Consider the following 18954-nt stretch of genomic DNA (forward strand, 5'->3'; position numbering starts at 1 on the left):
GAACTGTAATATTAATTTGCTGATTATAATGAGATACGCTATTCTTACCGCATTTTTAGGTGTGTTTTTTCTAACCTCATGTGAGAAAAAACCTCAGGTGGAAGTCCATATCGCACCGGAAGTGATGGACAGTATATACAATAATATTTATGCCGGTGTTCTCCCCTGCCCGGATTGTGAAGGGATAGAAACGTATATCAAAATTCACAGAGACAGTACAATTTCACGATATTTTTATTATAAAAACAAAAACAGGCTGCCTGAGTTGAAAATAGGTACGTGGACAAGAAATGATTCTATATTTACAGCTGAATTTGACCGGGAAAAATTGTTTTATAAGCTGAAAAACGGTCACACGATACTTCGTGTAGGTTCTGATTTGAAAGAGGTTAAAGGACGATTAGCTGAACAATATATATTCAAAATCACACCGCCCGTTTCAGCCGAAAGCTTTTTGGGCGAATACATTCTGGGCGATACATTGCAAAAACATCGCAAGTTGTTGATTACCAAAACATCTAAAGAAGATATTCTACAACTTGGATTTTCACTGTATGACTCCAACGACAGCATCGTTTGTAACAAAAACATTCTCAGCCATTTCACTAAAGAAAAAGCCCTGGAAACAGATTTATCCAAACTTTCAGACAGCTTGTCAGGCAAACTCAAAGTGCTGTTTACTATGGAAGAAGCTCATGTGTTTTTTGACAACCTGACCGGAACATTCCCGAATTTTTGCGAACAGGATTCCACAATGACGCCCGTCGGAACTTACCACAGAATTGAAGATATTAAAGAGATCGATATTGAGGAATAGAATTTCTAACGGATACATTACAAGGAGGAATTTTTCGGAATTCTAATCTTTAATTATGTCAAATTATAGCTATTTGACTATATTATTCATACAAGAGTAAATTAATTTCGAAAAAAACACTACACTCCCAAAAGACTTTTTGCATGGGATAATGCCGATTTGGAAATTTCTCCACCCGAAAGCATCGAAGCGATTTCCTCTACCCTTTCCGCTTGGTTGAGCAATACGATATCCGAAACCGCTTTTTCCCCGTCTTGCTGCTTACGGACTTTGTAATGTTGCATTCCTTTAGCTGCCACTTGCGGCAAATGGGTAATGCTGATAACCTGTCGGTTCTTACCGATTTCTTGCATAATTTCTGCCATTCGGGCAGCTATTTCGCCGGAAACTCCGGTATCTATTTCGTCAAAGATTAAAGTCGGTAAGCTCACATACTGAGCCAGAATAGCTTTCAGTGCCAGCATAATTCTGGACATTTCGCCACCCGAAGCCGATTTTTTCAATGGTGCAGCCTGAATTCCTTTATTAGCAGAAAACAACACTTCAAGCTGATCAGTTCCGGAAGCTGAAAAATCTTTCAACGGAATCAGATTAAAAACAAAATGTGCATTCGGCATACCCAAAGGTCTGAGCGTTTCTTCAATATTCCGGGTTAATTGCGGAATCGTTTTTTTTCGTTTTTGGTGTATTTCGTCGGCTTGCTTACGTAATTTTTGTTTCAACAACTGCTGTTGTTCTTCCAGCTGACTAATTTCAAATTCAATATCCTCTACCTCAAAAACCTCCTGATTCAATCGGTCTCGAATAGCCAAAAGTTCTGATACGGTTTTGACCTGATGTTTCTGTTGCAAACGGTAAATTTGTTGCAGCTTTCCGGTAATAAATTCTAATGTATCCGGTTCGTGCTGCACTTGCTGAGCCTCACTTTCCACTTCATCAGACAAATCTTTCAACTCAATATCCACACTGTTTAAACGGTCGAATAACTGTTGATATTTTTCACTGATTCCGGTCAGTTTCTGCAAGCTTTGTTTCGCTTCATTCAATCGTTGTAAAATGCCGTATCCGTCTTCATTTAAAACCGCATAAGTTTTCGCCAACGATTCCTGAATCTGTTCTACATTTTGCAGTTGTTGCAATTGCTCTTCCAGTTCTTCCTGCTCGCCATCTTTCAGGTCAGCTTCCTGAAGTTCTTGCAACAAAAATGTATTATAATCTTTGGTTTGCAGCAAGTTGTTGAGTTTTTCTGTTTTTTGATTCAACGCTTTGCCCAAAGATTTATAAGTGGTAAAATCTGCCTGGTAAGTTTCTTTTTCTTCGGAAATCTGTCCGAAGATATCCAGCAAATCCAACAAATAACTTTCTTCATACAAAGCCGTTGTCTGGTGTTGCGAATGAATATCAATCAGCTGTTCCGCCAATAGTTGCAAAACCGGTAGCTTTACCGGCGAATCATTCACAAATGCTCTCGATTTTCCGGACGACAAAATCTCTCTCCGGATAATAGTTTCTTCCTCATATTCAAGTTCATTTTGCTCGAAAAAAGGTTTTAAATCATATTCCGGAATATGAAAAACCGCTTCAATGACACATTTATTATCAACATCACGGATTACTCCCAAATCGGCACGCCGCCCCATAACGAGCTGTAAAGCATCGAGCAAAATAGATTTTCCGGCACCGGTTTCTCCTGTAATTATTGAGAAACCCTGACCGAAATCTACCTCCGATTTTTCAATCAACGTAAAATTCTGAATAGATAAATGTGTGAGCATATCAATTAGAAACTATTCCATTTGGCATTCGCCTGCGGATAAATACGATTGAGCGTTTCTCTGACCGATTGCACGTCATAATCGGGACCTGCAAGAAAAACAGAGAATATTTCGTCTGCCTTGGCATCAAAAAACACTCTGGTCAATAAAGCATTCGGACGCATATTGTGAATTTGTGCCAATGTTTCTATAGATTTTTGCACACCTTGTTTGGCGGCAAGCGGGTTTTCTGCCATTTGATCCATGCCTTCGCGATGATATTCATACAAGGCTTTGCGGTAATTCGAATAGGAACTATTCAGCAACTCGGTAATCAGAAAATAACGGCTACTGCGTCCGTCGGCTTGTTGCCAGCCCGAACCGCCTTGCTGCTGAGCCGCACTCAGAATGCTTTGTGCTGCTGCATAAGACTGATTTCCCCGATTTAAAGAAAATGTGTCGGCATCTAATCCGACAATCATATTGGCATAAAACGACAAAACTGATACCAATTCCGATTGATAAGCGTTCGGATTGTAATTCAGCGGTTCATTTTCGATGTAAGTAAAATTAAATCTTTCGTCTTTCCAGTTAAATACTGGCGAATTGTAATCAGAATTGTAAACAGGTCGTGAAGAAATAACCTGCAACATGGCTTTAAAATCATTGTTATTCTGTTCCTGAATAAAAATGATGATACTGCAATTAATTTTTTCGTTGAAGTTGTAGTTTTGGTTTGTCCACTGCGTATTGTTCATGAAATTGGTAACAGCACTTTCCAAAGTGTTGAATATACGGCGGTCATTGGTCTGAATACTCTCGGTATTAATGGTTACTGTACAATTCAACTCTTGTGCCTGCATGGTGTAAACAGCTAAAAAAAATGTCAGGAAAATGTACACTAACTTATTCATAATGAGTAATTATTTGTTCAATTATTGCTTCTGCTACTTTCGTTTTTGACATCAATGGCAATGATTCGGCTTGTTTATTTTTAAAAACAAAAGTTACTTTGTTGGTATCTGTGCCAAAACCTGCTCCGGAATCATTCAGCGAATTTAAAACGATTAAGTCTGCATTTTTCTTCTGTAATTTTTGTTGGGCATTTTCCAACTCATTCTCGGTTTCCAGTGCAAATCCAATCACTAACTGATGTGTTTTTTGCTGCCCTAAAGTTGCCAGTATATCCGGATTTTTTTCTAATTCAATCTGCATAGTACCAGCTGATTTTTTGATTTTCTGCTCGGCTTTATGTTTTGGTTTGTAATCTGCAACTGCTGCCGATGCAATAAAAACATCTGTTGTAGCAAATGTTTTTTCACAGGCATCAAACATTTCCTGAGCCGTCTGCACCCTTACCCAATGAATAGAAGTATTTTCGGGTTGCAAATTTGTCGGTCCGCTAACCAAGGTTACTTCTGCCCCTCTCTCTGCGGCTGCTTCAGCCAGTTCAAATCCCATTTTTCCGCTCGAATGATTTCCTATAAAACGTACGGGGTCAATGGGTTCGTATGTTGGTCCGGCAGTAATTGTTATTTTTTTTCCGCTCAATGGTTTACCGGCACAAAAATGGTTTTCAATATGGCGGAATATCGTTTCCGGTTCAGCCATTCTGCCCTCGCCTGTCAAACCTGATGCCAGTTCGCCTGATTCGGCAGGAATAAGTATATTTCCGAACGATTGTAACCGGGAAATATTGTTTTTCGTGGACGGATGCTGATACATATCCAAATCCATTGCCGGAGCAAACATTACCGGGGTTTTTGCTGACATATATACAGCCATCAATAGATTATCACATTGTCCGTTGACCATTTTCGCCATAGTGTTGGCAGTTGCCGGAGCGATAATCAGTAAATCAGCCCATTGAGCGATTTCGACATGGTTGTTCCAGCTTACAGTCGATGCTGAGCGATGAATCAAATCAACATACACCGGTTTTTTAGATAAAGTTGAAAGCGTGAGCGGAGTGACAAACTCGGCGGCATCAGGGGTCATAACCACCTGAACTTCAGCACCAGACTTGACCAACAATCTGACCAAATACGCTGTTTTGTAGGCAGCGATTCCGGCAGTAACGCCAAGTACAATATGTTTTCCGCTCAGAGAATTCATTGATTATTTGTTATCTACTTCGGTGTAGGTAATTTTTCCTTGCAACCACTCTTCTATGGCTAATGCCTGAGGTTTAGGTAATCTTTCGTAAAATTTAGATACTTCGATTTGCTCTTTGTTTTCAAAAACTTCTTCTAAGCTATCGTTGTATGTAGCAAATTCATCTAATTTTCCCACCAGCTCTTTTTTGATTTCCACACCGATTTGTGTAGCTCTTTTAGAAATGATGTTTATCGCTCTGTAGATATTTCCCGCAGGTGCCTCGATTTCAGCCTTGTTATACGTGATTGTATTGTTTGCTGCTTTGGTGTTTTTTAAATCCATTTTTCTATTTTGATTTTGTAAATTGAGTCAGTTCTTTTTCTATTCTTTGTAGCTGTCTGTCAGCCTGTTCTTTGTATTTTGTATTGTCATCGTAGGCAATCAGCTGGTTATAATAAGTAACTGCCTTATTCAGCCTTTCCTGCATTTTTCCGTACACACTGTTTATTGCCAGTTTGTATGCCGAATCAAATTTGTAGTACAAGGCATCTTCTTTATATTCGCCTGAAGGATAATCTCTCAGAAAATTATCTAGAGCAACGATGGCTGCGTTGTAATCTCTGGTATATTCACCGATAGTATTGTATAGTTTGGCGTTTTCATAGGCTTTTTTCTCCAGCCTGGTATTGAGCTCATACTTCATTTTCTGGGCGTCCATATATAAGGACGAATTCGGAAAACTTCTGGTAAACTCATTAAATTTTTCTATGGCTTCGTGCGTAATATGCTGGTCGGTCGAATAGCTTTCAGATTGGTTATACAAAGCCATTGCATTCATATACAACATCTGTTCTCTGAAGGTACTGCTTGGAAAAAGCATATTAAATTTGTTCGTTACCGGAGCTACCAGTTCGTATTTTTTTCGCTCATTGAGTGCCGTAACATAATTCACGAACATCTCTTCCCGCTCAGGTTTCCAGCCTTCTTTTTTCTCAATTAATTCGTACAAATTAGCAGCTTTGCTAAAATTTCCTTCTTCGAACAATTGATTAGCAATAGCCAGCTGATGCTCAACATCATCAGACTTTACCGCCTTCTGATAAGTGGAACAACCAACCAAAACCCATGCGAAACCAATTACGAGTGCGTATTTCTTCATATAATGATTTTTTGTGCCCTTGCCATATTTACACAACAAAAGCAAATGCAAATTTAATACTTATCTTATTATGTTACAACCTATTTTTTCAAGTTTATTAACTCAGGTCGCTAAATTATACATTATGATATATATCGATGTTAATATCATGATAAAGAAATCTGTTTAAAAGTTGGCATAATGATTGACCTATTATAAACCGCCGAAGCAAGGTAAAAACATAAAATACTGTACATCAACAATATAAACATTTATCAGCAAACAAACTGATTACAGCTATTACAAAAACTGACAAACTGACATTAAAAATATGACAAAACAGAAATTAATATCATTAGCCGAAATATCTTTACAGGATTTAGATCCCGATGCAGAATTTATTCCGTTACTTTCGCCCGAAGACGAGGAAGAAATGAATAAAGAAACATTGCCGGACGAACTTCCTATATTACCACTCAGAAATATGGTCATGTTTCCGGGCGTGGTTATTCCCATTACAGCCGGAAGAGATAAATCTATCGAATTAATCAAATATGCCAATTCCGGAAATAAGGTTTTGGGCGTAGTCGCTCAAATCAATGAAGAAACGGAAGACCCGGGAATTAACGATATACATAAAATCGGAACAGTCGCTCAGATTCTGAAAACGTTGAAATTACCTGACGGAAATACAACTATCATTTTACAGGGTAAAAAACGTTTTGAGATTGACCACCTCACGCAGGAAACACCTTTTCTCAAAGCAAAAATAAAATCTTTGCCGGAAAGTCGTCCAATAGCTGACGATGCTGAATTCAAAGCAATTATTGACGGCATCAAAGATACTTCACTGGAAATCATTACAGAAAATCCGAACATTCCGACCGAAGCGTCTTTTGCTATTAAAAATATCGAAAGCAGTTCTTTCCTTGTCAATTTTGTTTCTTCCAACATTCAGTTGCCCGTCGAAGAAAAACAGCAAATCCTGGAAATGGACGATTTGAAAGAGAGAGCATTGATTACTTTGCAGAAACTCAATCTTGAGCTTCAAAAACTCAATCTGAAAAACGACATTCAGTCCAAGGTAAGAATGGATTTAGACCAGCAGCAAAAAGAATATTTTCTGCATCAGCAAATCAAAACTATTCAGGAAGAATTGGGCGGATTTTCGCATGAGCAGGAAATTGAGGATATGCGAAAAAAAGCCAAAGCCAAAAAGTGGGACGAGAAAATCGCTGAGCATTTCGACAAAGAATTATCGAAATTACAACGAATGAATCCACAAGTTGCTGAATTTGCTATCCAACGGAATTATCTCGAATTGCTATTAGAATTGCCTTGGAATGAATACAGCAAAGATAAATTTGACCTGAACAATGCTCAGAAAGTATTAAACAAAGACCACTACGGACTGGAAGATGTCAAAAAAAGAGTTATCGAACACATGGCTGTGCTAAAACTCAGAAATGACATGAAAGCCCCGATATTGTGCTTGTATGGTCCGCCGGGAGTAGGAAAAACGTCTATCGGAAAATCTATAGCCAAGGCTTTAGGCAGAGAATACGTTCGTATTTCACTGGGTGGATTGCGTGACGAAGCCGAAATCAGAGGTCACAGAAAAACGTATATCGGGGCGATGCCCGGACGGATTATCCAATCGATTAAAAAAGCTAAAACGTCCAATCCTGTTTTCTTATTAGATGAAATCGACAAATTGTCACACTCCAATCACGGCGACCCGTCATCAGCGATGCTCGAAGTGTTGGACCCTGAACAAAATCATGAGTTTTATGACAATTTCCTCGAAATGGGATACGATTTGTCTAAAGTGATGTTTATCGCCACTTCAAATAGCCTGAATACCATTCAGCCTGCTTTGCTCGACCGTATGGAAATCATCGAAATGAATGGCTACACCATTGAAGAAAAAATCGAAATTGCTCGCAAACATTTACTACCTAAACAATTGAAAGAACACGGATTAGATGCAAAATCCCTCACATTGTCGAAAAAAGAACTGGAGTTTATCATTACCCGCTACACCAGAGAATCCGGTGTGAGAAGGTTGGAAAAACAAATTGCTAATCTGGTTCGGGGTATTGCGAAATCGGTTGTTATGGGCGAAGAAGTAAAAAATAAACTGAGCAGCGAAGAAATCATCGAAATACTGGGCAAACCGAAATTTCATCATGATTTATACGAAAATAATGAAACAGCCGGAGTAGTTACCGGCTTGGCATGGACAAGAGTAGGCGGCGACATTCTGTATATCGAATCGATACTTTCAAAAGGTAAAGGAGGCTTGTCTATGACCGGAAATCTGGGTAATGTAATGAAAGAATCTGCAACCATTGCTTTGGAATATATCAAAGCCAATGCAGGCGAACTCGGGTTAGATGATGAGATATTTGAAAAATATAAAATTCACGTTCACGTGCCGGAAGGTGCCACACCAAAAGACGGACCAAGTGCCGGCATTGCTATGCTGACCTCAATGTTATCAACATTTACACAAAGAAAAGTAAAGAAAAATATCGCTATGACAGGCGAAATCACGTTAAGAGGAAAAGTATTACCGGTAGGCGGAATCAAAGAAAAAATTCTGGCTGCCAAACGTGCTAATATCAAAGAGATTATTCTTTGCAAAGAAAACCAACGCGATATTGGCGAAATCAAACCAGAATACCTGAAAGGATTGACTTTCTATTATGTAGAAAACATGAGGGAAGTAGTAGATTTGGCTTTGACCAAACAAAAAGTCAAAAATGCGAAATCGTTTTTGTAGTAATCAATTCCAAAAAGTAATATTTGGTCACAAAGGCTCAAAGAATATACTTAGCGTAGAAACCACTCTCTGTCTTAGCTTAGCTGCTAAAAAATTGAAGTATCATATTTATCATTCCATAGGAATCTCTGTAGTATTTACAGAGATTCCTACAGAATGCAAGTTATGCGATTAATTTAAAACTTTCAGTTATTCCAACTCTAAACAGGCTCTAAATATCCTGTTCTTCGTAAAAACTGATTTCTTTATCATAAAAAGCCTGTGCCTGGTCAATCAAATGTTCCATTTCTTCTTCCAGTTCATTTTCATCACTTTCATCGACCGGTTCCAAAAAGGTCAAATCGCCGTCCTCAAGATTGATGATAAATCTGGGGTAATCCAAATGAATAACAAATATAGCATCTGGAAAATTGCTGTTATCAGCTAAAACAAATTGTGGTAAATTCATGATATTTATGTGTTTTGAATTAATCTGTTAGACATATATTGGAATCGGTAATAGAGTGCAATGGCAGCGACAGTTAACCCAGCTAATAATCCTAACCAGATACCTATTGCTCCCAAATCAGTATATAAACCTAAATAAATACAAATGCTGTAACCAACCAGCCAATAAGAAACGAAAGTCAAAATCATCGGTATGGTTACGTCCCGTAAGCCTCTTAGTGAGCCTAAAATCGTTACCTGAATACCATCAGAAATCTGGAAAAGTCCTGCAATAATAATGAGTTTTCCTGCAATATGTATCACTTCGGCACTCAAATCGCCCTGCAATTCGTGGTCGGCATTAATGAATAATAGCGGTATCTGCTTATGGAAAATAAAAAACAATATAGCAAAAAATGCATTCAAGATAACAGACATCAGCATGATTGACCCGGCGACAATTTTCATCTTCTTATAATCTTTCAACCCGACTTGATTACCAACTCTAATCATAGCTGCCACGCTGAGCCCCGACACGAACATAAACACCAGCGATGCCATGGACAAGGCAATTTGATTGGCTGCCTGTGCTGCCGTGCCAATCATTCCGGTAAGCCACACCGCCCCTGTAAACAAACCTACTTCAAAAAGTGATTGCATTCCGGAAGGTACACCGATTTTAAATATATCTTTACATTTTTCCCATGAAAAATCTTTCAGCGTCAAACGATTGATGAACGGCGATAAAGCAACATTGCTTTTCAACGCAAAATACAAATAAATCAACATGATTATCCGTGAGAGAAGCGTGCCGTATGCCACGCCCATATACCCCATTTCGGGGAAAAACCACACACCATAAATCAGGCAGTAATTAAAAATCACATTAAAAATATTCGCAATTAATGTGGCATACATCGAATAGCGGGTAAAGGATTTACCGTCTGAAAATTGTTTAAGTCCCTGAAAAGCAATTGCCGGAACCAAAGAAAACCCGACAATATCAAGAAAAGGTTTTGCCATACGGGTCACTTCTTCAGGTTGTTCCATAACGTTTATCAATGGTTTAAGCGAGAATAATACACTGAACAGAATTATTCCTAAAAATGCACACATTATCAGACCATTCAAGAAAATACGCTGTCCTTCCTTGTCGTTTCGTTCGGCATCGGTGGTGGCAATCAATGGCGTTATCGCAGTCGAAAAACCTACTCCTGTTGCCAGTGCAATAAACACAAAACTATTCGCCAACGATGCTGCAGCCAGCTCAGTCGCCCCTATCCTGCCCACCATGATATTATCGATTACACCAACGAGCGTATGCCCCAACATCGCAACGATGATAGGATAAGCCAATCTGATGTTATAGCTGAATTCCCGAAAATATACCGACAGATTCATGAGGTAAAAAATTTTCGGCAAAGATACATCAGATTATCTCAGCTAAAAACATTTTTATACCTTTGGCATATAAATTGAAGTTATTTATGAAAAAACTAAAGTAAATATGAAAAAAGTATTGTTATCCATATTGGTTTCGTTGTTCGTAACAGCTTCATTTGCTCAAACAAAATCATCAGATTATCCGAGGGGTTTCCGGTTAGGACTCGGGCTGAGCGGTGGGTTTGACACCAACTCTGATTATAACTTCGGGTTGGGTGGCGACATTCGTCTGCAATATGACCTTTCGAGAAAAACTTCATTAACGTTCACTTCCGGTTACTCTCATCTGTTTGCAGATGAAAAAGATGCTGGGTTTGTTCCTGTAAAAGCCGGTTTCAAGGCTTTCGTAAGCCAAAACATCTATTTGATGGCAGAGGCTGGCGGGGCGGTCGGCACATCTAATTTTGACACGAGTGCTTTGTTGTCACCGTCTATTGGTTTCGCCAACCGGTACATCGACGTGAGCATACGCTATGAAAACTATTTGAATAATGATTTAGACCAATTAGGACTGAGAGTTGCCTATGGGTTTAGCCTAAAAAAATAATTAATCACAAAAACTACTCACACCATGACTAAAAAAATTTTGACAATAGCATTCATCGGCTTAATGAGCGTAGGATTTACCTCATGCAAATGCTTAAACGGAAAAAACAAAAACGAAACTACGATGATTAAAGATTTTTCACTGGAAGGTTCAGAATGGAAGCTGGAATCTGTCGGGGACAGAAAGTTCGTGAAACCTGAACAAATGCAAAGTGAACACATCGCTTTGAAATTCAATGACGGCTATGCCGGTACTTCCGACGGCTGCAACGGAATGTCGGGCGAATACACCCAAACCGGCAACCAATTGGAGTTTGGTTTATTCCGGGCAACGAGAATGTACTGCGAATGGGAATTATTCAGCGTTCCTTTCAGTACGGTAAAAAGTTTCCGCACAGACGGCAAACAAATAGAACTATTAAATGAAAACCAGCAAGTTGTTGCCACTTACAGTAAATTGTAACGATATACACAACATTACCAAACCTGTCAGTTTTGAAAAATTGACAGGTTTTTATTTCCCTATATTTTGAAATCATCAGAAAACCTATTATTTTTGAAATAAAAATAAAGATGAAAATTAAAACCATTTTATTAGCATCAGCCGGATTATTATTGGTTGCCTGTGCTACCAATCCGCTAACCGGAAAAAAACAATTTAGCGTAATAGACGAGGATAGTTACCTCATTCCGATGGCTTACACCCAATACACTGATTTTCTTAAAGAAAGTAAAGTGGTAACCGGGACAGCCCAAGCCCAAATGGTGGACAGAGTAGGAAGCAAGATTAAAAATGCTGCCATCAAATGGATGCGTTCCAAGGGTATGGAAGACCGGTTAAAAAATTACAAATGGGATTATAATTTAATACAAAATGACCAAGCAAACGCATGGTGTATGCCAGGCGGACAAATTGCAGTTTTTACTGGAATTATGCCCATTACCAAAAATGAAACAGGCTTGGCAACTGTGATGGGACACGAAGTAGCACATGCCTTGCTAAGCCATGGAAAACATCGCGTGCAAGGTGCAATGGCACAATCTGCAGGTGGTGTACTTGTTGGAATGGCCACTTCTGAAAGTTCCGCATTGACACAACAAGGTATCGCCTTGGCTTACGGGCTAACGTCTAATATGGGAATGTTAGCTTACGGTCGTTCACATGAGTCAGAAGCCGATCGTTTGGGATTAATCCTTATGGCAGTTGCCGGATACGACCCGGGAGATGCAATTGATTTCTGGCAAAGAATGAGTAGCCAGACAGGCGGTAGCGGAACACCGGAATTTTTGAGCACACACCCGAGCCACAATACGCGTATAAACAATATCAAAAAATTTATTCCGGAAGCAAAAAGTGAAGCAAAAAAACTCGGAATAAGATAGTAAAAAGTCATAAAGTATGAATAAGTTAAGAGCCTGTTTACCTTTATGACTTTAGACTTTACGATCTATACAATATGAAAAATTTCCAAAAAGGAGACACCAAAGTGCTCAACGGCTGGGCTTTTTACGATTGGGCAAATTCAGTGTATGCCTTGGTCATTTCTTCATCTATTTTTCCACTTTTTTATGGTGCATTATTTCGCTTAAAAGACACAGATAGCTACTTGATGTTTGGCATAGACGTGCCGAGCGAATCCATTATTAGTTATATTACCGCTCTCAGTTTTGCCGTAGTTGCTTTATTATCGCCTATACTTTCGGGCGTAGCAGATTATTTGGGAAATAAAAAGTTTTTCCTGAAACTGTTCTGTTATATCGGAGCGGTTTCCTGTATGCTTTTGTATTTCTTTAGTTTAGAAAATATTTGGTTGGGATTGCTGTTTTATTCATTGGCATTAATCGGTTTTTGGGGAAGTCTGGTTTTTTACAATTCTTATTTGCCGGACATTGCTTTGGCAGAACAACAAGACAGAATCAGTGCCAAAGGTTATGCTTTAGGCTATATCGGTAGTGTTATCTTGCTTATTATCAATCTGGTTATGATACTTCAACATGAATGGTTTGGCTTTGATAACGAGCTGACAGCCATGCGATATAGCTTTGTTATGGTCGGTTTATGGTGGATTGGTTTCAGCCAGATTTCTTATCGACGGCTACCTGACTTCAGAAACAGCAATAAACTCAAAGGTAGCGTCTTCTTACTTGGATTGAAAGAAATCTCACGGGTAATGAAAAAAGTAGCCAAACAGCCGATTATCAAATCTTATCTGACAGCTTTCTTCGTGTATAGTATGGCGGTGCAAACCGTGATGATTATCGCAGCATATTTCGGCGAAAAAGAAGTTGCCTGGGGTTCAGATCCAGAAAGAGTTATAGGATTAATTGTCAGCATATTACTTATACAAATTATTGCTGTTGCCGGAGCGTTACTCACATCAAGAGTTTCGCAAAAAATCGGTAATATGCCCACGTTGATTATCATCAATATTCTTTGGGTAGGAATATGTATTGACGCATATTTTGTCGTTACGCCCACCGATTTTTATATTGCTGCCGGATTGGTCGGGTTGGTAATGGGAGGTATTCAATCACTATCCCGCTCGACCTACTCAAAACTCCTCCCCGAGACTGGCGATACAACTTCTTATTTCAGCTTTTATGATGTTACGGAAAAAATAGGTATCATCATCGGTATGAGTATTTACGGATTAATTACACAAATTACTGGCAAAGTGCAGAATGCCATATTATTTTTAGTACTGTTTTTTATCGTTGGTGTTATTTTACTATACAGAACCCAATCTAAAATAAAAAAATCATAAATTATTCGAGTGATTTGGAATAATCAAAAAAATAATTTTATATTTGGAAAAAATTAACACTCTTTCTATGAGAAAAATTTCATATATATTAAGTTTTGTCCTGCTGTCAGCGGGGTTTGTTGCTTGTGATAATGAGCCGATTGACGAAGAAGTAAAAAATGATTACAAGCAGGGGGAGCAGATACTTCGTTTTGATTTAAATGGCGTGACGAGAGTTGCCAAAGGCAATGAAATAAGCACTTCTGTGTCTGGTAATGGCTCTCTCACTATTGACGTCAACATCAAAGATGAGCATAACGATTTCAGAAACATTAGCTTTAGAATCATTGCCAGCGGAGCGGAAAAAGGAAATTATGGTACCTATTACAGTAATTTCTCTCCCGAGGATTCAGGATATTCTTCTGCCAGATTAAACTACGCGGGAGATGAATGGGACTGGGATTATAGCACACAATATACTAATCAGGATATTCCTGATGACCAAATTTTTGAGTTAAATCGCGGTTCGATTACCATCACAGAAATCAACGAAAATGCTCGACAAATAGAAGGAAATTTCGAGTTTGAATTAGTTCCTCCTTATGGTTTAGAGTTGGAACAAGGAGTACCTTATCCAACTGCACAGCTAGTAACAAACGGTGAATTCAAATATATTACTGTTGAATAGTTTTTAGTTTTTTCATATTTTATAAAAGAGAAGTCTTAGTTTAAGGTTTCTCTTTTTTTGCTTTACTCAGAATATTTTCATCATTCGGTCATTTCCCTGCAAATCTTTTTTCAAAATTACATTATCGAAATATTCCGAAACCAATTCAGTCATTTCATTTCCTAAATATTGGTTGATTTCAAAAAACAATACGCCGTTTTCGGTCAGACTTTCTTTGGCTAACTGCATGATTTTACGGTAAAAAATCAACGGGTCTTCGTTTTCTACAAACAATGCCAAATGCGGTTCATGTCGTAATACGTTATTTTTCATTTCCGCTTTTTCCAAATGACGAACATAAGGCGGATTGGAAATAATGATGTCGTATTTATCCAAAGTCTTTGTTTCCAAGATATTTTGTTGAATAAAACGAATCTTTACATTTAAATTATGTGCATTTTCTTCAGCTATAGATAGGGCTTCGGGCGAAATATCTATAGCGGAAACCTCTGCCAGAGAAAATTCTTTTTTTATCGTTATCGGAATACAGCCCGAACCTGTACCAATGTCCAAAACTGTCCATTTTTTTTGAGGTTGGCGGTTCATCGCTTCCAAAATCCATTCAACCAATTCTTCGGTTTCCCTTCTCGGAATCAATGTCGCCGGACTAACCTTAAATTCATACCCATAAAAATGTGCTTTTCCAAAGATATATTGAACAGGAATTTCCTTTTGCAATTGCGTAACAACTTCTGTCAGATGTATCTGAATCTCCGGCAACAGTTCTTCATCTTTTTTCAGAACCATATCGGCTCGGGAATAATTCAAAACTTCGTCCATAACAACAGCCAATAAAGCTTTACGTTCTTCCTCATCGTAAAGTCCGTTTAACTGTTGCTCAAAAAAGTTTTTATAATCGTTTAGTGTCATTCGTAAATATTGACAAATTATCAGCAAATATACAACAATCAGAAAGCATATCGATTGGCTTGTAATGGTGCATGTTAAAAAAACCTTTATGAATATTTTATATCTGCGAACGATATTTTTACTTATTTTTGCTCTTTAATTAATCATTAATAAAAAATTAAATCTATGAAAAAATTAGTTTTGATCGCTGTAATGGCAGCAGGTACTTTGGCATTTCAATCTTGTTCAAGCGATGACAATGGTGGAGGCGGAAGCAACCCAGCTGATACTATGGTTCCAACAATAATGGATCACGGAGCCGATGGTAAAGAATATTTTGTTTACGACAATAACAATTACCTAACCAAATTTACCGATTTGGATGGTTATACTTATGATTTTACTTATAGTGGCGGACGTGTAACCAAAGCTGTGGAATCATTTGTAGGAAGTAATGATAAAGTTGAATATATCATTAGTTATCCAACTTCGACAACAGTGAAAATAGTAATAAAAGACGACTCAGATAATTCGGAAAAAATAGATAATTTGAACATCACTTCAAATGGAGATCTAAGTAATGTAGGAGGTGCTACTGCTTCTTTTTACGAATATGAAAACGGTAATTTAGTTAATATTACTGTACAGTCAGAAGGTAGTATTGAAATTACATACAATTCTGATTTAGCTATGAATAAAAATGTAAAAACAGCTGGTTGGGTTTATACCTATTTCAATATTTTTCCATTGAGCAAAAGCCAAAATTTGATTAGCTCCCTTACAGATGGAGATGGTGAAACATTAAATTTATCTTATAGTAACTACGCTGTTGAAGGTAATTTATTCCCAAAAACTATCAATCTATCAGGTGCTGAACAAGGAACAATTTCCGTTACTTACCAGGAATAGTAACAAGAAACTTCATAAGAAAACAGTACAAGTGTAATATTTGTACTGTTTTTCTTTTTGTAATAGTCGGCAAAAAGTCCTATCCGGAATAATCTTAGTATTTTTGTAAAAAACGAATATGTCATCTGATCAATTATATATGTATCGGGCACTTCAACTGGCAAAAATCGGTCGGGTAAATGCTATGCCCAATCCGTCGGTGGGTGCGGTCATTGTCTGCAATGATGTAATAATCGGTGAGGGATATACTTCGCCTTATGGTGGCTCGCATGCTGAGGTAAATGCGATAAATTCTGTAAAAAATCAAGAATTGCTAAAAGAAAGTACGCTGTATGTCACGCTGGAACCTTGCAGTCATTTCGGAAAAACACCGCCGTGTGCCCATCTTATCATCGAGAAAAAAATAGCAAAAGTGGTTATCGGGTGCATCGACCCTTTTGTGGAAGTTTCCGGGAAAGGCATTCAGTTGCTCAAAGAAAACGGAATTGAAGTCATTACCGGTGTTTTGGAAAAAGAATGTCAGCAATCGCACCAACGTTTTTTTACATTTCATCTGAAAAAACGTCCGTATATTGTGCTTAAATGGGCACAATCTGCCGACGGTTTTATTGCTCCGCTCACTAAAGATGAGAACAAACCGGTTTGGCTTTCCAATGCTTATTCCCGCCAATTAACGCACAAATGGCGTAGCGAAGAAATGACAATTCTGGTAGGAAAACAAACAGTTTTAGACGATAATCCAAGTTTGACAACTCGTGATTGGCAAGGAAAAAAACCTATTCGATTGTTTATCGATACACAAAATGAAATCGACGATTCGTATCAGATTTTAAATCAGGAAGCTCCAACGTATCGGTTTACGAAAATCAAGAAAACGGTAAAAGACCAGTTCATTCCGTTTGAAAATACCGTTCAGGAAATCTGTGATTTTTGCTATCAAAACAACATTCAATCGGTTATTGTTGAAGGTGGCAGGCAGACTTTACAATCATTCATTGATGCCGGAATTTGGGACGAGGCACGAGTTTTTGAAACATCTGTAATTGTAGAACAGGGAATTTTAGCCCCGGTATTAACCAATTTTCAAAAGACAAAATCAGTTTTAATTGAAAAAGATTGTTTACATTTTTACGAACATCATTAAGAGCCTGTTTAAATTTATATCATAATCTTTGAAAAACAGAAAACATTGACTAATTTGAAATTTTTTATTTGAAGTTTGAAATTTTGGACGTAAAATCCCAACCTTAAACAAAAAAACTTTAAAAGTTAAATGAAAGATACCTACAAAACTATAGATAATCCGGGCGAAGAAACACTTTTCAAAGAAAAAAACAGTAAGTTTTTCGGCTACGCTTTTCCAGTCAAAAATGAAGATGAAGTAAAAACAATTTTGGAGCAAGTCAAAAAACAACATTATTCTGCCCGCCATTGGTGCTATGCCTTCCAGACCGGAACCGGAAAAAACATTTATTTCAGAGCTAACGACGACGGCGAACCGAGTAACAGTGCAGGAATGCCTATTTACGGACAAATTCAATCGTTTGACGTAACTGATATTTTAGTAGTTGTAGTTCGTTATTTTGGCGGAGTGAAATTAGGCGTAGGCGGATTAATTCAATCATATAAAACCTCAGCACAACTAGCTCTCGAAGCATCTGAAATCATAGAAAAAACGATTGATGCCGAGTATATCGTTCAATGTGAATACAAAGATTTGAACAAAGTAATGCGTGTCATCAAAGAAAAAAATGTCAATGTTATTCAACAGCAAATGGAACTCAATTGCATTTTCCACATTGCAGTGAGGCTACAAGAAGCGGAAGATGTTTTTCAGGCTTTTGCTCAGATTTATGGTGTGGATATTAAAGAAAAAGAATAACTGATGTAGTTTACAAAATATAAAACATCAGCCCCACATTCAGATATCGCAATCGCTGTGCATGGTTATTTTCTTTATAAACAGGCGAAAATCCGTAATAAACATAAGCATTCCACGTATTAAATCCGCCGGAAATATACACACCGAAAAGAGATTTATTCAAATCAGGGTTATTTTTAATTTCAATATTTCCGTAATATCCTTTGTAATTTGACTGGTTGTAAACCAAATAACTATATTTTACCCCGAGATATATCCGCCAGAATTTATGTGAATACATAGTTGAAGTCCGCCACCTGAATTCTAAAGGAATATCGATATACCAAGCACTAAGTCGGTTTTTGTCATAATCTTCCACGATTTCATAGTCATTGTTTTCATGCGAAAGAGTGGCAAAATTAGACCGGATAGACTGATAGGAAAGACCTACTCCCGGAGCGATTGCCCAATTGCGTTGCTCATTAACCGGAATATCTCTCAGAAAACCAAAAACGATATTGGGCGAAAACGACCTTTGGACAAACCCTTTGGGCTTATCCTGCAAAATACTGTGTGAAACGCCTACATAAAAATGGTCTTCCCGGTAAAAAGGGTCATCAACCAAAACGGTTCTTTCTTCTTTATTCTCGTCTTCATCTGACTGGGCAAAACCAATATTGACTGTAAGCAATATGAACAGGATAAATCCTATTTTTTTCATCTGTCTGTTTTTTCGTTTTAGGCAATAACAGAGATAACACTCAAAACCGCTGTTATCCTTGCTCAAAAATACAGTTTTTTCCTCATTTGAGCAAATCAGGAAAAATATTGCTGTGCTTGGGGTTAATTTATTTTCAA

General features: G+C 37.9%; 19 protein-coding genes. 10 read left to right on the forward strand and 9 right to left on the reverse strand.

Annotated features, from left to right (window positions below; translation table 11 throughout):
• Positions 1-28: 28 nt before the first annotated feature.
• Entirely contained in the window at positions 29-817 is a 789-nt protein-coding gene (locus tag CDL10_RS02450) for a copper resistance protein NlpE N-terminal domain-containing protein (RefSeq protein ID WP_165772969.1), read from the forward strand.
• Between the two features lie 119 nt (positions 818-936).
• Here CDL10_RS02450 and recN read toward each other — a convergent pair whose 3' ends face one another.
• From recN to CDL10_RS02475, 5 genes are read right to left on the reverse strand one after another with little or no spacing between them, the layout of a single operon-like run.
• Positions 937-2592, reverse strand: coding sequence for a DNA repair protein RecN (recN, locus tag CDL10_RS02455; protein WP_100677067.1), 1656 nt, complete (start codon positions 2590-2592; stop codon positions 937-939).
• A 5-nt stretch (positions 2593-2597) separates the two neighbouring features.
• The gene (porD, locus tag CDL10_RS02460) at positions 2598-3485 is read right to left on the reverse strand and encodes a type IX secretion system protein PorD (protein ID WP_100677068.1); all 888 of its coding nucleotides are present in this window, start codon (positions 3483-3485) and stop codon (positions 2598-2600) included.
• Entirely contained in the window at positions 3478-4686 is a 1209-nt protein-coding gene (gene coaBC / locus CDL10_RS02465) for a bifunctional phosphopantothenoylcysteine decarboxylase/phosphopantothenate--cysteine ligase CoaBC (RefSeq protein ID WP_100677069.1), read from the reverse strand. Before coaBC ends, porD begins: the two co-directional genes overlap by 8 nt.
• Before the next feature lie 3 nt (positions 4687-4689).
• Positions 4690-5010, reverse strand: coding sequence for a DNA-directed RNA polymerase subunit omega (locus tag CDL10_RS02470; RefSeq protein ID WP_100677070.1), 321 nt, complete (start codon positions 5008-5010; stop codon positions 4690-4692).
• Between the two features lie 4 nt (positions 5011-5014).
• A complete protein-coding gene (locus tag CDL10_RS02475; RefSeq protein ID WP_100677071.1) occupies positions 5015-5827 on the reverse strand; it encodes an outer membrane protein assembly factor BamD in 813 nt (270 codons plus the stop codon).
• A gap of 310 nt (positions 5828-6137) precedes the next feature.
• Between CDL10_RS02475 and lon the strand changes: the two genes are divergently transcribed.
• Positions 6138-8591: an endopeptidase La gene (lon, locus tag CDL10_RS02480; protein ID WP_100677072.1), complete on the forward strand. Its 2454-nt coding sequence runs from the start codon at positions 6138-6140 to the stop codon at positions 8589-8591.
• 211 nt (positions 8592-8802) lie between these two features.
• On the opposite strand, the gene CDL10_RS02485 is transcribed toward lon, so the two are convergent.
• Together CDL10_RS02485 and CDL10_RS02490 are read right to left on the reverse strand one after the other, a co-directional pair.
• Positions 8803-9039, reverse strand: coding sequence for a hypothetical protein (locus tag CDL10_RS02485; protein ID WP_100677073.1), 237 nt, complete (start codon positions 9037-9039; stop codon positions 8803-8805).
• A gap of 5 nt (positions 9040-9044) precedes the next feature.
• Positions 9045-10418 carry an MATE family efflux transporter gene (locus CDL10_RS02490; RefSeq protein WP_100677074.1) on the reverse strand — a complete coding sequence of 458 codons (1374 nt, stop codon included), beginning with the start codon at positions 10416-10418 and terminating at the stop codon, positions 9045-9047.
• A gap of 106 nt (positions 10419-10524) precedes the next feature.
• Between CDL10_RS02490 and CDL10_RS02495 the strand changes: the two genes are divergently transcribed.
• From CDL10_RS02495 to CDL10_RS02515, 5 genes are all read left to right on the forward strand, one after another.
• Positions 10525-11007, forward strand: coding sequence for a hypothetical protein (locus CDL10_RS02495; protein ID WP_100677075.1), 483 nt, complete (start codon positions 10525-10527; stop codon positions 11005-11007).
• Positions 11008-11031: 24 nt separating this feature from the next.
• A complete protein-coding gene (locus CDL10_RS02500; protein ID WP_100677076.1) occupies positions 11032-11469 on the forward strand; it encodes an META domain-containing protein in 438 nt (145 codons plus the stop codon).
• A 110-nt stretch (positions 11470-11579) separates the two neighbouring features.
• On the forward strand, positions 11580-12389 hold the full coding sequence (locus tag CDL10_RS02505; protein ID WP_100677077.1) for a M48 family metallopeptidase: 810 nt from the start codon (positions 11580-11582) through the stop codon (positions 12387-12389).
• A gap of 74 nt (positions 12390-12463) precedes the next feature.
• Entirely contained in the window at positions 12464-13771 is a 1308-nt protein-coding gene (locus CDL10_RS02510; RefSeq protein WP_100677078.1) for an MFS transporter, read from the forward strand.
• Between the two features lie 67 nt (positions 13772-13838).
• Positions 13839-14438, forward strand: a complete 600-nt coding sequence (locus tag CDL10_RS02515; protein ID WP_100677079.1) for a hypothetical protein — start codon at positions 13839-13841, stop codon at positions 14436-14438.
• Positions 14439-14504: 66 nt separating this feature from the next.
• Here CDL10_RS02515 and prmC read toward each other — a convergent pair whose 3' ends face one another.
• The gene (gene prmC / locus CDL10_RS02520) at positions 14505-15347 is read right to left on the reverse strand and encodes a peptide chain release factor N(5)-glutamine methyltransferase (protein WP_100677080.1); all 843 of its coding nucleotides are present in this window, start codon (positions 15345-15347) and stop codon (positions 14505-14507) included.
• Between the two features lie 165 nt (positions 15348-15512).
• Here prmC and CDL10_RS02525 point away from each other — a divergent pair, with 165 nt between their 5' ends.
• The 3 genes from CDL10_RS02525 to CDL10_RS02535 all read left to right on the forward strand — a co-directional run bounded on the left by CDL10_RS02525 (position 15513) and on the right by CDL10_RS02535 (position 18117).
• Positions 15513-16235 (forward strand): hypothetical protein, encoded by a 723-nt coding sequence (locus CDL10_RS02525; protein WP_100677081.1) that lies wholly within the window; start codon positions 15513-15515, stop codon positions 16233-16235.
• 118 nt (positions 16236-16353) lie between these two features.
• Entirely contained in the window at positions 16354-17379 is a 1026-nt protein-coding gene (ribD, locus tag CDL10_RS02530) for a bifunctional diaminohydroxyphosphoribosylaminopyrimidine deaminase/5-amino-6-(5-phosphoribosylamino)uracil reductase RibD (protein WP_100677082.1), read from the forward strand.
• A 129-nt stretch (positions 17380-17508) separates the two neighbouring features.
• Positions 17509-18117, forward strand: a complete 609-nt coding sequence (locus tag CDL10_RS02535) for an IMPACT family protein (protein WP_100677083.1) — start codon at positions 17509-17511, stop codon at positions 18115-18117.
• Positions 18118-18127: 10 nt separating this feature from the next.
• Here CDL10_RS02535 and CDL10_RS02540 read toward each other — a convergent pair whose 3' ends face one another.
• Positions 18128-18817 (reverse strand): porin family protein, encoded by a 690-nt coding sequence (locus CDL10_RS02540; RefSeq protein ID WP_133119441.1) that lies wholly within the window; start codon positions 18815-18817, stop codon positions 18128-18130.
• Between the last annotated feature and the right edge of the window lie 137 nt (positions 18818-18954).

Origin of the sequence: Avrilella dinanensis (genome assembly GCF_002807015.1) — a bacterium.
Lineage (GTDB): Bacteria > Bacteroidota > Bacteroidia > Flavobacteriales > Flavobacteriaceae > Flavobacterium > Flavobacterium dinanensis.

Excerpts from the sequence above, each read along its gene's own strand:
- CDL10_RS02450 (WP_165772969.1), top strand. The coding sequence starts at position 29 with ATGAGATACGCTATTCTTACCGCATTTTTAGGTGTGTTTTTTCTAACC.
- recN (WP_100677067.1), bottom strand. The coding sequence starts at position 2,592 with ATGCTCACACATTTATCTATTCAGAATTTTACGTTGATTGAAAAATCG.
- porD (WP_100677068.1), bottom strand. The coding sequence starts at position 3,485 with ATGAATAAGTTAGTGTACATTTTCCTGACATTTTTTTTAGCTGTTTAC.
- coaBC (WP_100677069.1), bottom strand. The coding sequence starts at position 4,686 with ATGAATTCTCTGAGCGGAAAACATATTGTACTTGGCGTTACTGCCGGA.
- CDL10_RS02470 (WP_100677070.1), bottom strand. The coding sequence starts at position 5,010 with ATGGATTTAAAAAACACCAAAGCAGCAAACAATACAATCACGTATAAC.
- CDL10_RS02475 (WP_100677071.1), bottom strand. The coding sequence starts at position 5,827 with ATGAAGAAATACGCACTCGTAATTGGTTTCGCATGGGTTTTGGTTGGT.
- lon (WP_100677072.1), top strand. The coding sequence starts at position 6,138 with ATGACAAAACAGAAATTAATATCATTAGCCGAAATATCTTTACAGGAT.
- CDL10_RS02485 (WP_100677073.1), bottom strand. The coding sequence starts at position 9,039 with ATGAATTTACCACAATTTGTTTTAGCTGATAACAGCAATTTTCCAGAT.
- CDL10_RS02490 (WP_100677074.1), bottom strand. The coding sequence starts at position 10,418 with ATGAATCTGTCGGTATATTTTCGGGAATTCAGCTATAACATCAGATTG.
- CDL10_RS02495 (WP_100677075.1), top strand. The coding sequence starts at position 10,525 with ATGAAAAAAGTATTGTTATCCATATTGGTTTCGTTGTTCGTAACAGCT.
- CDL10_RS02500 (WP_100677076.1), top strand. The coding sequence starts at position 11,032 with ATGACTAAAAAAATTTTGACAATAGCATTCATCGGCTTAATGAGCGTA.
- CDL10_RS02505 (WP_100677077.1), top strand. The coding sequence starts at position 11,580 with ATGAAAATTAAAACCATTTTATTAGCATCAGCCGGATTATTATTGGTT.
- CDL10_RS02510 (WP_100677078.1), top strand. The coding sequence starts at position 12,464 with ATGAAAAATTTCCAAAAAGGAGACACCAAAGTGCTCAACGGCTGGGCT.
- CDL10_RS02515 (WP_100677079.1), top strand. The coding sequence starts at position 13,839 with ATGAGAAAAATTTCATATATATTAAGTTTTGTCCTGCTGTCAGCGGGG.
- prmC (WP_100677080.1), bottom strand. The coding sequence starts at position 15,347 with ATGACACTAAACGATTATAAAAACTTTTTTGAGCAACAGTTAAACGGA.
- CDL10_RS02525 (WP_100677081.1), top strand. The coding sequence starts at position 15,513 with ATGAAAAAATTAGTTTTGATCGCTGTAATGGCAGCAGGTACTTTGGCA.
- ribD (WP_100677082.1), top strand. The coding sequence starts at position 16,354 with ATGTCATCTGATCAATTATATATGTATCGGGCACTTCAACTGGCAAAA.
- CDL10_RS02535 (WP_100677083.1), top strand. The coding sequence starts at position 17,509 with ATGAAAGATACCTACAAAACTATAGATAATCCGGGCGAAGAAACACTT.
- CDL10_RS02540 (WP_133119441.1), bottom strand. The coding sequence starts at position 18,817 with ATGAAAAAAATAGGATTTATCCTGTTCATATTGCTTACAGTCAATATT.